The organism is Lentzea cavernae, assembly GCF_014653695.1.
Lineage (GTDB): Bacteria > Actinomycetota > Actinomycetes > Mycobacteriales > Pseudonocardiaceae > Lentzea > Lentzea cavernae.
The window spans coordinates 13349-26604 of record NZ_BNAR01000017.1 but is presented as its reverse complement, the minus strand read 5'-3'; the positions used below and the strand labels follow the sequence as shown (position 1 = coordinate 26604).

The 13256-nt window shown below is 70.5% G+C and carries 12 protein-coding genes and 1 pseudogene; 8 read left to right on the top strand and 5 right to left on the bottom strand.

The features are described from left to right. Nucleotides 1-11 precede the first annotated feature (11 nt). The 4 genes from IE307_RS37270 (at nt 12) to IE307_RS37255 (ending at nt 3391) form a co-directional block, all read left to right on the top strand. Nucleotides 12-1418: an RNB domain-containing ribonuclease gene (locus tag IE307_RS37270; RefSeq protein ID WP_191304170.1), complete on the top strand. Its 1407-nt coding sequence runs from the start codon at nt 12-14 to the stop codon at nt 1416-1418. Nucleotides 1419-1488: 70 nt separating this feature from the next. Further along, nucleotides 1489-2154: an NADPH-dependent F420 reductase gene (npdG, locus tag IE307_RS37265; protein WP_191304169.1), complete on the top strand. Its 666-nt coding sequence runs from the start codon at nt 1489-1491 to the stop codon at nt 2152-2154. After that, a complete protein-coding gene (locus IE307_RS37260; protein ID WP_191304168.1) occupies nt 2154-2915 on the top strand; it encodes a helical backbone metal receptor in 762 nt (253 codons plus the stop codon). Before npdG ends, IE307_RS37260 begins: the two co-directional genes overlap by 1 nt. 50 nt (nt 2916-2965) lie before the next feature. Further along, nucleotides 2966-3391 (top strand): RICIN domain-containing protein, encoded by a 426-nt coding sequence (locus IE307_RS37255; protein ID WP_191304167.1) that lies wholly within the window; start codon nt 2966-2968, stop codon nt 3389-3391. On the opposite strand, the gene pip is transcribed toward IE307_RS37255, so the two are convergent. Next, complete coding sequence (gene pip / locus IE307_RS37250; protein WP_191304166.1) at nt 3388-4329, bottom strand: prolyl aminopeptidase; 942 nt, start codon at nt 4327-4329, stop codon at nt 3388-3390. The two genes, IE307_RS37255 and pip, sit on opposite strands and share 4 nt — an antisense overlap. An 18-nt stretch (nt 4330-4347) precedes the next feature. Here pip and IE307_RS37245 point away from each other — a divergent pair. Further along, a pseudogene (locus IE307_RS37245) lies at nt 4348-5211 on the top strand (glutathione S-transferase family protein); the annotation flags it as partial. Between the two features lie 18 nt (nt 5212-5229). Here the strand turns inward: IE307_RS37245 and panB are convergent. After that, the gene (panB, locus tag IE307_RS37240; protein WP_191304165.1) at nt 5230-6084 is read right to left on the bottom strand and encodes a 3-methyl-2-oxobutanoate hydroxymethyltransferase; all 855 of its coding nucleotides are present in this window, start codon (nt 6082-6084) and stop codon (nt 5230-5232) included. Nucleotides 6085-6209: 125 nt separating this feature from the next. Here panB and IE307_RS37235 point away from each other — a divergent pair, with 125 nt between their 5' ends. Further along, nucleotides 6210-6572: a VOC family protein gene (locus IE307_RS37235; RefSeq protein WP_191304164.1), complete on the top strand. Its 363-nt coding sequence runs from the start codon at nt 6210-6212 to the stop codon at nt 6570-6572. Here IE307_RS37235 and IE307_RS37230 read toward each other — a convergent pair. Next, nucleotides 6550-7389, bottom strand: coding sequence for an alpha/beta fold hydrolase (locus IE307_RS37230; RefSeq protein ID WP_191304163.1), 840 nt, complete (start codon nt 7387-7389; stop codon nt 6550-6552). The two genes, IE307_RS37235 and IE307_RS37230, sit on opposite strands and share 23 nt — an antisense overlap. Nucleotides 7390-7410: 21 nt before the next feature. On the opposite strand from IE307_RS37230, the gene lysX reads away from it, so the two are divergent. Next, a complete protein-coding gene (gene lysX / locus IE307_RS37225; RefSeq protein ID WP_229905462.1) occupies nt 7411-10653 on the top strand; it encodes a bifunctional lysylphosphatidylglycerol synthetase/lysine--tRNA ligase LysX in 3243 nt (1080 codons plus the stop codon). Here lysX and IE307_RS37220 read toward each other — a convergent pair. After that, nucleotides 10647-11294, bottom strand: a complete 648-nt coding sequence (locus tag IE307_RS37220) for a response regulator (RefSeq protein ID WP_191304162.1) — start codon at nt 11292-11294, stop codon at nt 10647-10649. The genes lysX and IE307_RS37220 overlap by 7 nt on opposite strands. A 3-nt stretch (nt 11295-11297) precedes the next feature. After that, nucleotides 11298-12488, bottom strand: a complete 1191-nt coding sequence (locus IE307_RS37215) for a sensor histidine kinase (protein ID WP_191304161.1) — start codon at nt 12486-12488, stop codon at nt 11298-11300. On the opposite strand from IE307_RS37215, the gene IE307_RS37210 reads away from it, so the two are divergent. Continuing rightward, nucleotides 12487-13182 carry a hypothetical protein gene (locus IE307_RS37210; RefSeq protein WP_191304160.1) on the top strand — a complete coding sequence of 232 codons (696 nt, stop codon included), beginning with the start codon at nt 12487-12489 and terminating at the stop codon, nt 13180-13182. The two genes, IE307_RS37215 and IE307_RS37210, sit on opposite strands and share 2 nt — an antisense overlap. Nucleotides 13183-13256: the final 74 nt, after the last annotated feature.

Below are 13256 nucleotides of genomic sequence, written 5' to 3'. Positions count from 1 at the left end.
AGTCTGTGCGGGTGGCTTCCCTGGTGATCCGCACGGGCCGTGCGGACCTCTCGTTCGACGGCATCCGCACCGAGTTCGGCCTCGCGTCGTCTTTTGACGCGGCCGTGCTCGCCGAAGCCGAGGAGGCGGTCTCCCGTGACCCGGGAGACCGCCCCGACCTCACCTCGCTGCCGCTGGTGACGATCGACCCACCCGGCGCCAAGGACCTGGACCAGGCGCTGTGCGTGCTGAAGTCCGGTGACGGCTTCGTGGTGCACTACGCGATCGCCGACCTGGGCCTGTTCGTCACGCCCGGCAGCCCCCTGGACACCGAGGTCCGCCGCCGGGGCCAGACGATCTACCTGCCCGACGGCAAGGTCCCGCTGCACCCGACCGTGCTCTCCGAGGGCGCGGCCTCGCTCCTTCCCGGTGTGACCCGTCCCGCCGTGCTGTGGACGTTCACCTGCGGCGCCGACGGCATCCCGTCGAACGTCGAGGTGCGCCGGGCCCTGGTCCGTTCCACGGCCCAGTTCGACTACGCCACCGTCCAGGCCTCCTTCGACGCCGGCACCCCGCACCCGTCCGTCGCGGCACTGGCCGAGTTCGGCCCGCTGCGCCGCGCCCACGCCCGCGAGCGCGGCGCCATCGAACTGCAGCTGCCCGAGCAGGAGATCGAACCCGACGGCCAGGGATGGAAGCTCGTCACCCGTCCGCGCGCCGACGTCGACTCGTGGAACGCCGAGATCTCGCTGATGACCGGCATGGCGGCGGCCGCCATCATGCTGGAGGCCGAAGTCGGCATCCTGCGCACGCTGCCGAACCCCGACGAGGCCGCCGTGGAGTCGTTGCGGAAGTCCGCCGCCGCACTGCGGGTGCCGTGGCCCGCCGACCTCTCGCCCGGCGCGTTCCTCGCGGGGCTGGACGCCTCCACCCCCGAGGCGCTGGCGTTGTTCACCGACGCCACCCGCCTCCTGCGCGGCGCGGGCTACTCGGCGTTCTCCGGCTCCGTCCCCGAGGTCATCACGCACGCGGGTGTGGCGGCGCCGTACACGCACGTCACCGCGCCGCTGCGCCGCCTGGTCGACCGCTTCGCCACCGAGGTCTGCCTGGCCGTGACGGCGGGGGAGGAGCTGCCCGCGTGGCTGGCCGAGGCCCTGCCGCAGCTGCCGTCGCTGATGGGCTCCTCCGACTCGCTGGCCTCCAAGGTGGACCGCGCGGCCACGGACCAGGTCGAGGCCTGGGTGCTGGCCGGGCGGGTCGGCCAGGAGTTCGACGCCGTGGTGCTGCGGGCCGGTGACGACGAGGCCGAGGTCTTCGTGTCCGACCCGCCGGTCCTCGCCAAGTGCGCGGGCAGGCGCCTGCCGGAGGGCGAGCGGATCCGCGTGCGGCTGACCGAGGCGGACCCGGTGCAGCGCCGGGTGCGGTTCACGAGGGACTGATCGGCTTCCCGGCCGAGCGCAAGGTCACGTCCGGCGGCCCGCGTCCACCCGCCCGTGTGAAGATGCTCAGATGACTGACATTCGTGACCTCACCGTCGGCGTCCTGGGCGGCACCGGCGCCCAGGGCAAGGGCCTCGCCATCCGCTGGGCCAAGGCGGGCGTCGAGGTGGTCATCGGCTCCCGCAGCGCCGACCGGGCCGAGGTGGCGGCGAAGGAGATCACCGACGTCGCCGGCGGCACCGTCCGGGGCGCGGACAACGCCGACTGCGCGGCCGACTCGGACATCGTGCTGGTCGCGGTTCCGTGGGACGGCCACGGCGACCTGCTGGCGAGCCTGCGCGACCAGCTCGCCGGGAAGATCGTCATCGACTGCGTGAACCCGCTCGGCTTCGACAAGCAGGGCCCGTTCGCCCTGCCGGTCACCGAGGGCAGCGCGGCGCAGCAGGCCGAGGTTCTGCTCCCCGAGTCCCGCGTCACGGCCGCGTTCCACCACGTGTCGGCGGTCCTGCTGGCCGACCTGTCGGTGTCCGAAGTGGACATGGACGTCCTGGTGCTGGGCGACGACCGCGAGGCCACCGACACCGTCCGGGAACTGGCCGAGCTCGTGCCGGGCTTCCGCGGCGTCTACGGCGGGCGGCTGCGCAACGCCCACCAGGTCGAGGCGTTCACCGCCAACCTGATCGCGGTCAACCGCCGCTACAAGACCCACGCCGGCCTGAAGATCACGGGCGTCTGATGCTCCCCGCCGACGACCTCGGTGTGCCGGTCCCGCTGGACCAGCCCCGGCGCGTGGTCAGCCTGGTGCCGTCGATCACCGAGGCCGTCGCGCGGAGCGTGCCCGCGTCCCTGGTGGGCGCGACGGACTACTGCACCCACCCCGCCGATCTCGACGTCCAGCGGATCGGCGGCTCGAAGTACCCGGACGTCGCGAAGATCGAGGCGCTGACCCCGGACCTCGTGATCGCGAACTCCGAGGAGAACCGCCCGGAGGACGTGGACCGGTTGCGCGCCAACGGCATCAACGTCTGGGTGACCGAGGCGCCGAAGACGGTGCCGATGGCGCTCGAGTCCCTGCGGAAGCTCTTCGCGCTCGCGTGGGACCTCGAACCGGACTGGCTCGTCGAGGCCGGGGAGCTGTGGCGCGACACGAAACCGGCCGGGCTCACCGCGCTCATCCCGGTCTGGCGCCGCCCGTGGGTGGTCGTCGGCAGGGACACATTCGCCACAGATGTGTTGCGGCGCCTCGGAATCGAGAACGTCTACGCGGACCACGCCGAGCGCTACCCGCGGCCGAGCCTCGACGAGCTGAACGGCCGGCGGCCCGACCTGGTGGTCCTGCCCGACGAACCGTACGTGTTCACGCACGACGACGGCCCGGAGAGCTTCCCCGGCCTGCCGTACGTGCTCGTCAACGGCAGGCACCTCACCTGGTACGGGCCTTCGCTCGTGGAGGCAAAGCCTGCTCTGGAGAGAGCGCTCGACTACGGCCAGGGTTGACAACCCCGGGTGGATTCGCGAAACCCGGTGCGCTGCCAGGATTCTCGCCCATGGGGAAACTAGCCGCGATCATCGCGACAGCCGCCGCCACCGTCACGTTCACCGCCGTCCCGGCCAGCGCCGAGCCGGTCGTCGTCTACCAGCTCGCCGGCAGCACCCGCTGCCTCGCCGACACCGGCGGCAACGTGGTCCTGAGGCCGTGCAACGAGATCGACGACCAGCAGCGCTGGATCGTCCCGATCAGCGGCGGTGTCGACTGGCCGCACAACATCGCGACCGACAAGTGTCTAGGCGCGACCGCCGCCGGTGACGTGCTGACCCAGGCCTGCTCGTCGAGCGCCGGCCAGCGCTGGCGCCGGGTCGCGTCGGGAAGCTCCTTCCAGTTCCGCAACGTCGGCACCAACAAGTGCCTGACCGCGACCGTCACGGTCGCGGCCTGCACCACGGCCAGCGCCAAGTGGAACGGCCTCCGTTAGTCGCGGAACCTGTCCGTCGCCTCCAGCAGAGCGGCCAGAACGCCGGGCTCGTCGTACGCGTGCCCGGCGTCCGGCACCAGCACCAGTTCCGACCCCGGCCACGCCTTGTGCAGGTCCCACGCCGAGACCGCCGGCGTCGCCATGTCGTAGCGGCCCTGCACGATCACGCCGGGGATGCCGGCCAGCACCGGGGCGTCCCGGATCAGCTGCCCCTCCTCGAACCAGCCGCGGTGCACGAAGTAGTGGTTCTCGATCCGCGCGAACGCCAGCGCGTACTCCGGCACGGCGAACTCCGCGACCAGTTCGGGCCGGGGCAGCAACGTCACGGTCGCGCCCTCCCACGTGCTCCACGCGACCGCAGCCGGCCCGTGCACCGCAGGATCCTCGGAGGCCAGCAGCTTCGCGTACAGCTCGACGGGATCACCGGAGAGCCCGTCCAGCGGCGCCATGAACCGCTCCCACAGGTCCGGGAAGATCTGAGCCGCACCGCCTCGGTAGTACCAGTCCACTTCGGACGAACGCAGCGTGAAGATCCCGCGCAGCACCAGTTCCGACACGTGCGACGGGTGCTTCTGCGCGTACGCCAGCGCGAGGGTCGAGCCCCAGGAACCGCCGAAGACCTGCCAGCGGTCGATCCCCAGCGACGTCCGCAGCAGCTCCATGTCCGCCACGAGGTGCCAGGTCGTGTTCGTCGACAGGTCACCGGACGTGGAGGCGTGCGGCAGCGAACGCCCGCAGCCGCGCTGGTCGAACAGGACGATCCGGTAGGCGGACGGGTCGAAGAGGCGGCGGTGCGACGGCGAGCAGCCGCCGCCGGGGCCGCCGTGCAGGAAGACGACGGGCTTGCCGGACGGGTTGCCGCACTCCTCCCAGTACACGAGGTTGCCGTCGCCGGTCTCCAGGTGGCCTGACGCGTGGGGCTCGATCTCGGGGTACATGGGCCTATCGTCGGACACATGGCGCAGTTCACGAAGGAGACGTCCACCACCGGCGCGTTCGTCCGGCAGTCCAACCGCTTCACCGCGCGGCCGGAGCCCGAACCCGGCCGCTACCGGCTCGTCGTCAGCCTCGCCTGCCCGTGGGCGCACCGGGCGGTGATCGTCCACAAGCTGCTGGGCCTCGAGGACGCCATCTCGCTGGCCGTCGTCGACCCGATCCGCGACGAGAAGGGCTGGCGGTTCGCGGAGACCGACCCGGTCCTCGGCATCGACTTCCTGCAGGAGGCCTACGACAACGCGGATCCCGCCCACGAGGGCCGCGTGACCGTCCCGGCGCTGGTCGACACGACCACGAAGCAGGTCGTCACCAACGACTACCCGCAGATCACCCTGGACCTCAGCCTGAAATGGCGCCCGGAGAGCACGCTGTACCCGGAGCACCTGCGCGAGGAGATCGACGCCTGGATCGAGCCGATCTTCCACCACGTCAACAACGGCGTCTACAAGGCCGGTTTCGCGACGTCACAGGAGGCCTACGAGGAGGCGTACACCGCGCTGTTCGCCGAACTGGACCGCATCGAGACCCACCTCGCGACGAACACCCACCTGGTGGGCGACCAGTTGACCGAGGCCGACATCCGGCTCTGGACCACGCTGGTCCGGTTCGACGCCGTCTACCACAACCACTTCAAGTGCAACCGCAACAAGCTCACCGAGATGCCGAACCTGTGGGCGTACGCGAAGCGCCTCTACGCGCAGTTCGGCGACACGGTGAACTGGGACCACATCAAGCGCCACTACTACGTGACGCACCACCAGATCAACCCGACCGGCATCGTGCCGGCGGGCCCAGACCCGGAGGTCTGGACCCGGAGGTCTGGACCCGCTAGACAACGACGATCAGTGGAAGGTGTGCTCGGGTCCGGGGAACTGCTGCCCGCGCACCTCGTTGGCGAACTCGGTGGCCGCGCCCAGCATGATGTTGCCGATGTCCGCGTAGCGCTTGACGAACCGGGGCGCCTTGCCGCGGTTGAGGCCCATCATGTCCTGCCACACCAGCACCTGGGCGTCGGTGTCGGGACCGGCGCCGATGCCGACGGTCGGGATGACGAGGTCGTGCGTGATCTGCTTCGCGACCTCGGCGGTCACCATCTCCAGCACGACCGCGAACGCGCCCGCCTCCTGTACGGCCAGCGCGTCCTGCACGACGACGTCGTGGTTGTCGTGACGGCCCTGCACGCGGTAGCCGCCGAGCTGGTGCTCGGACTGCGGGGTGAAGCCGATGTGCGCCATGACGGGGATGCCCGCGGCCGTGATCGCGCGGATGTGCGGTGCGAAGTAGGCGCCGCCCTCCAGCTTGACCGCGTGCGCCTGGCCTTCCTTCATGAATCGGACCGCCGTCGCGACGGCCTGCTCCACCGACACCTGGTAGGAGCCGAACGGCAGGTCGGCGACGACGAGGGAGCGCTTGACCGAGCGCGTCACCGCGCGGACCAGCGGGACGAGCTCGTCCACCGTGACCGGCAGCGAGGAGTCGTGCCCGTAGACGGTGTTCGCCGCCGAGTCGCCGACCAGCAGGACGGGGATGCCGGCCTCGTCGAAGATCGAGGCGGTGAACGTGTCGTACGAGGTGAGCATGGGCCACGCCTCACCGCGTTCCTTCATCTCACGCAGGTGGTGGACGCGAACGCGCTTGGCCGGGGGCTTCTGGCCCGCTCCGGAGCCGTAGGGCGCGGAAACTTCGGCAGTGGTCATCGTCGACCGGTCCTTTCCTCGAGGCCCGCATCAGCGGGTCCCCGGGCGCTTGGTGCACGGTTGCCGAATGCCAGAGTGGCACCGTTGACGGGAAACGGAACAGAGATGCGGCTACCGTCACACGCGTGGCAGCACGAATCACTGAACTGGTACTCGACTGCACCGATCCCGAACGCCTCGCGGCCTTCTGGGGAGAGGTTCTGGGTTACGAGGTGCTCGACCGCGACGACGAGTCGGTGGAGATCGGCCCGCCGGACAGGCGCACGACCCTGCTGTTCCTGCGCAACCCCGACCGCAAGCTGCAGAAGCTCCGCCTGCACATCGACGTGACGGCCACCGACCGCTCGCAGGACGAGGAGCTGGAACGCCTCCTCGCGCTCGGAGCCACGCGCGCCGACATCGGCCAGGGCGAGGACGTGAGCTGGCACACGCTCGCCGACCCGGAGGGCAACGAGTTCTGCCTGCTCAGCGGTCGGGCAGACCCCTGAGCACCTCCCGGACGGCCATGACCACGGCGTCCGGCCGGTCCATCTGGATCATGTGACGGCTGCCGGGCACCGGCACGTTGCGTCCCCACGGCACGAGGGCGGCCAACGACCGGTGCTCCGGCCACACCTTCCGCCCGGCCGTGAGCACGAGCCACGGCACACGCGGTAAGGGACGCCGTGCGCGCAGCCGTTCCAACGTCGCCACCTGACCGGGGTAGGAGGCGAGCTCCCACAGCACCGCCCGCCCGACACCGGGCCGCCGGTAGACGAGCTCGACCAGGTCGGACGGCGCCGGATCGGTGACGCCCAGCGTCGAGACCGCGGTCAGCAGGTTGCGGAACGAGTGCCCGTACCGCTGGGTCATCCGGGCGCCGAGCCAGCGGCTGCCGAACGCCCGCACGCCCTGCGCGAGCACCGCCGACACGTCGAACGGGGCTCCCGCGCCCGGCGTCTCGGCGTCCGGGTCCAGCAGGACCACCCCGTCGACCCGGTGCGGCCGCAGCCGCGCGTAGGCCTCGACGTGCATCGACGCCATCGAGTGTCCGACCAGGACCGCGCGGGGCACGCCGCGCAGCACCGCGTCGAGCACCGCCACCTCGCGCGCCAGTGACGGGCCGCGCCGGGCGGGACCGCTGAGCCCCAGTCCCGGCCGGTCGAACACGATCACCCGAGCGTGCGGTTCGAGCAGCCGCACGGTCCGGTCCCAGTCGAACCACGCCCCGCCCAGGCCCGAGCTGAGCACGACGACGGGCGCGTCGACACGCCCGGAGGCCACGACGTGCACCCGCCCGGCGGAAGACGGAATCATGGCGGTCATCGGCTGACCTCGGGGGTTGAAGTGGCACCGGCGTGGAAGTGGAAGACCGCGGGGGCGATCGCGACGATCGTCCAGCTGGCCGGGGTGCTGTCCCTGCTCAGGGTGATCCTGCCGGAGGAGAGCTGGTTCACCGACGTCGCGGACGGCATCGGGTACTTCTTCGGCCTGCCCATCGACGGCAACCTCTTCATCGCCATGGTGTTCTTCGTGCTCGGCGCCGCCCTGCGCAGGCACAAGCGAGCGGCGCTGTGGACGCTGCTGCTGTTCCAGGTCGTGGGCCTGCTGCTGGTCGGCTTCATCATGGTCATCTTGGCCCTGGCACCTGAAGAAGTCCTGGACGCGGGCGAAGAACCGCACTGGGCGTTTCTGGGTATCGGCGCCACGACCTCGCTGCTGTTCGTGGCGCTGCTGTTCGTGGTGCGCGAGGCGTTCCCCGCCCGGCTGGCCCGCGGTGCCTGGCGGCGCGCGCTCGCGTCGTTCGTGCTCGGCATGATCGCGCTGGTCCTGGCCGGCTGGGCCCTCGCCGAGGTCTTCCCCGGCAGGCTCGTCGCGCAGACCGACAAGCTCGCGTGGGCGGCGAACCAGGCCACGGGTGAGGTCGTGCGGCTGGGCCGGCTCGACATCCCCGAGGGCCCGCAGTGGCTGAGCGTGGTGCTGGGTCTCGGCGGCGCGCTGGTCGCGGTCAGGGCGATGTACCTGTTCTTCCGCGGCGTCCGCACCCAGAGCATGATCACTCCCGACCAGGAGCTGGACGTTCGCCGGTTGCTCGCCGCCGACGGTGAGCCCGACTCGCTGGGCTACTTCGCGACCAGGCGCGACAAGAGCGTCGTGTTCGCGGCATCGGGCCGTGCCGCTCTGACCTACCGGGTGATCGGCGGCGTGACGCTGGCCTCGGCGGACCCGATCGGCGACGAGGAGCACTGGCCGGAGGCCGTCCTCGCGTGGCTGGCCGAGGCGCGCACGTACGGCTGGATGCCCGGTGTGCTCGGCGCTTCCGAACGAGGTGCGCAGGTCTACTCCGACGCCGGGCTGAAGGCGCTGGAGATTGGTGACGAGGCGATCCTCGACGTCCGCCGGTTCGTCCTCGCCGGTCCGGAGCGCAAGGGCCTGCGCCAGGCGGTCTCGCGCGTCGAACGGGCCGGGTACACCACGCGGGTCCGCCGCCACAGCGAGATCGCGCCGGACGAGATGGCGTCGATCCTCGACCTCGCGGAGGCGTGGCGCGGTGCCGAGACCGAGCGCGGGTTCTCGATGGCGCTGGGGCGCCTGGGAGATCCGGGTGACGGCCGGTGCGTGATGGTCGAGGCCTACGACGCCTCGGGCGCGTTGCGCGGCCTGCTGTCGTTCGTGCCGTGGGGCCGTCGCGGTGTGTCCCTGGACCTGATGCGCCGCGACCGCGCGGCGGAGAACGGCCTCAACGAGTACATGGTCGCCCAGCTCGCTGCCGCCGCCGGACACCTCGGCGTGCAACGGATCTCGTTGAACTTCGCGATGTTCCGCGCGGTGTTCGAGGAGGGCGAGAAGATCGGCGCCGGTCCCGTGCTGCGGGCGTGGCGGAGCGTGCTGTCCCTGGCGTCGCGGTTCTTCCAGCTGGAGTCGCTGTACCGGTCGAACGCCAAGTACCTGCCGGAGTGGGAGCCGCGTTTCCTCTGCTACCAGCGCTCCCGGTCGTTGCCGAGGGTCAGCATCGCCGCCGGTGTCGCCGAGGGTTTCGTGCCGTCGCTGCGGTCTCTGCGCAAGCGGGCGTTGCAGAAGACGGACGTCAGCCACGACTTCGCCTTGAAGGTGGCCGAGATCGACGCGATCCGCGTCGAACCGAAATCCGTGCGCAGGCCCGAGCAGGTCCGGGTGCGGATCGCGAAGGTCGAACGGCTGCTGTCCCAGGGCGTCGACCCGTACCCGGTCGGGTTCGCGCGCACGGATCTCCTCGCGGGAGCACGGGAACGCTTCGGCGAGGAGGTGTCGGTCACCGGACGCGTGGTGGCGCTGCGGGAGATGGGCAAGCTCTGCTTCGCGCGGATCCGCGACTTCAGCGGCGAGATCCAGCTGATGCTGACCGCCGACGCGCTGGGGGAGGCCCTGACGTCGTGGAAGTCGGACGTCGACCTCGGCGACCACGTCGGCGTGACGGGGCGGGTGATCAAGTCCGACCACGGCGAGATCTCGGTGCTGGCGTCGTCGTGGACGATGACCGCGAAGTGCCTGCACCCGTTGCCCGACAAGCGGAAGGGCTTCACCGACCCGGAGGCCCGGGTCCGCCAGCGCTACCTCGACCTGGTGGTGAACTCCGACTCGGCGCACCTGCTGAAGCTGCGCAGCGACGTCATCCGCAGCGTGCGCGAGTTCCTGCACTCGCAGGAGTACCTCGAGGTCGAGACGCCGATGCTGCAGGCCGTGCACGGCGGCGCGAACGCCCGGCCGTTCGTCACCCACATCAACGCCTACGACATGCGCATGTACCTGCGGATCGCGCCGGAGCTGTACCTGAAACGGCTGTGCGTCGCAGGTGTGGACCGGGTGTTCGAGCTGAACCGCAACTTCCGCAACGAGGGCGCGGACGCCACCCACAACCCCGAGTTCACGATGCTCGAGGCCTACCAGTCCTATGCGGACTACCGCGTCATGCTCGACCTGGTCCGCACCCTGATCCAGCACGCGGCCCGCGAGGCGTTCGGCTCCGAGGTCGCGCACCGCCCGGACGGCACGTTCGACCTGTCGGGACAGTGGCCGGTGGTCCCGGTCTACACAGCCGTTTCCGAGGCGCTGAGTGCCGAGATCACCCCGGACACCTCCGTCGCGGACCTGCGGTCGCTGCTGTCCGCGCGAGGCGTGGAGGTCAACGAGGACTGGGACCACGGCCAGCTCGTGCAGGAGGCCTACGACTCGTTCGTCGAGGCGAACACCGTCGGCCCGACCTTTTACATCGACTTCCCGACCTCGGTGTCACCGCTGACCCGGCAGCACCGCGCCGACCCGCGCTTGGCCGAGCGGTGGGACCTGGTGGCGTTCGGCGCGGAGATCGGCACGGCCTACTCGGAGCTGACCGACCCGCTGGAGCAGCGGCGCCGGTTGGAGGCGCAGTCGCTGAAGGCCGCGTCCGGTGACGTCGAGGCGATGGAGCTGGACGAGGACTTCCTGCGGGCGCTGGAGCACGGCATGCCACCCACCGGTGGGCTCGGCATGGGCGTGGACCGGTTGCTGATGATGCTGACCGGCACGTCGATCCGGCAGACCGTGCTGTTCCCGTTCGTCCGCCCTCAGTGATCCAGGTACGCGAGCACCGCTTGCACGCGCCGGTCTCCCGAGCCGTCCTCGCTGTTGAGGCCGAGCTTCAGGAACACGTTGCCGATGTGCTTGTGCACGGCTCCCGCGCTGATGACGAGCTTCTCGCCGATGGCGGCGTTCGACAGCCCTTCCGCCATCAGCCCGAGGACCTCGCGCTCCCGCGGTGACAACACGCTGAGCGCGTCGTCTGACCTGCGCCGCACCAGCAGCTGCGACACGACCTCGGGGTCGAGCGCCGTGCCGCCGTTCGCGACGCGGTGCAGCGAGTCGAGGAAGTCCGCGACCTTGCCGACGCGTTCCTTGAGCAGGTAACCGACGCCGCCGTTGGTGCCGGCGAGCAGTTCGTGCGCGTAGCTCTGCTCGACCCACGCGCTGAGGACCAGCACGGCCAGCTTCGGGTGCCGGCGCCGTGCCTCGACCGCGGCCTTCAGGCCCTCGTCGGTGAACGTCGGCGGCATCCGCACGTCCACCACGGCGATGTCCGGCTCGTGCTCGGCCACGGCCTCCAGGAAGTCGACGGGGTTGTCCGTCGCCGCCGCCACTTCGATGCCTTCGTTGCGCAACAACAACGTCAGCCCCTCACGAAGCAGAGCGTCGTCTTCGGCGATCACGATGCGCATAGGTCACTTCCCCACAGGTAGCACGACGGTGAGAACGGTAGGGCCACCCTCGGGACTGCTCACTTCCGCGGTGCCGTCCAGCGCCGCCACCCTGCCGCGAATGCCGTCCAGCCCCGTCCCCTGCTTCTCGTCCGCGCCGCCCTTGCCGTCGTCGTGGACGACCACGGCGAGCCGGTCCTGGTCGATGGTCAGACTGACCCACGCGTGCCGCGCCCCGCTGTGCTTGGCCACGTTGGTGAGCGCCTCGGCCACCGCGAAGTACGCCGCCGCCTCCACCGCCGCGGGCAACCGCCCCAGGTGCTCGGCCGTGAGCACGCACGGCACCGGGCACCGGGCCGCCAACGCCTGGATCGCCCCGTCCAGCCCCAAGTCCTCCAGCACGGGCGGATGAATGCTCCGCACGACGTTGCGAAGCTCTTCCAGGGCGTCGCCGGCCGCGTCCTGCGCCCGCAGCAGCGCCTGCAACGCGTTGTCGGGGTTCTGCTTGAGCGTCCGCTCCGCGATCCCGAGCATCATGACCACACCGACGAGCTTGTTCTGCGTCCCGTCGTGCAGGTTCCGCTCGATCCGCCTGAGCTCGGCCCCGTGCGCCTGCAACGCCGCCGCCCGCGTCGCGACCACTTCGGCCAGCCGCTTCTCCAGCGACGCCTTCGGCGGCGACAACAACTTCCGCGCCCACTTGGCGTCGAGATCGGCCAACCGCGGGATCTGGGTCATGATGAGCGCGAGCACGATCCCGATCGGCACGCTGAGGAACGCCTTCGGCCACGAGTCGACGTGCAGGCCGAACGAGTTCTCGTTCCCGCCCGGGAAGATCCACCAGCCCAGCAGCACGACCGGCTGCTGCACCAGCGAACCGCCGATCCCGATGGCGACCGCCCCGAACAACGTGCCGAACAGGGCGTGCGTGATCAGCCAGATGCCGTCCCGGCGACTGTCCGGGTCGGCCAGCACCCGCTGCGCCCGGTGCAACCACGGCCCGTCGAGAGGCGGGGGCGGCGGGATCTCGACGCCGGCGTACCGGGCGAGCCGCCGCCGGTCGAAGTCGACGATCCGGCGCATGTAGGGCGCGGTGACGGGCAGCAGCGGCAGGATGACCACGGACAGGATCAGGATGCCCAGCGCCAGCCACGACACGATGGCCGTCAGCAGCCCCGTCGCGAGGTAGATGATCGCGGCCCAGATCCGTTTCATGAGGGCAAACGTAGCCGGGCGGCAAATGTTCGCGCGGTGGAGCAGGCTCCACTCTTACTATTGCGGCATACGACCTTTCATCAGATGCCCTGACGGGCTCACATCGCGAGCCGAGCAGTTCATCCGCGACTACTGCCACTGGTTCGACCTCGAGACACCTCCCGATCGCCGCCGGCGCCTGCTGGAGCGGGGCATCCCCGAGGAACAGGTCGACAGGTACGAGGAGTACGACCGGCGATGGGGCGGACTGGTGCTGCCGCCCGCTCCGCTGTACGACGAGGGGCCGTGGTACCTCGCCGCCGACTGCCTGGAGCCGAGCCCGGAAGGCGGCTGGCGGTTCGAATCAGGGCTGGAGCGGACCTCCGGGTGCTTCGGGTTCGAGATAGGCCCGAACGACGAGTTCGCGGTCCGCGCCCACGCACCGGTCGCCCTGCACGAGTCGGTCGAGGGCTGGATCGAGGCCATGGCTCTGGCGTACGACGCGGTCCACCGAGCGACCCGGATCAGCAGGATCGACCGCGAGGAAGTCGACCTGGACGGTTTCGAGCCGGTCCCCGAGGTGCGTGGTGTCACCGACACGTGGTGGCGACGAGGGGAAACCCTGGTCGCCGTCCACACAGGAGTGAATCTCTCCTTCTGCATGCCCCTGGACCAGGCACGGGTGACACGGATCTACGAGGGAGTCCGCCGATAGGTCAGGCGTGGTGGAGCAGGCTGCCCTGTTCTCCCGGCAGCCTGAGGCACTGCGCCGATCCCCTCCTCCCCGAC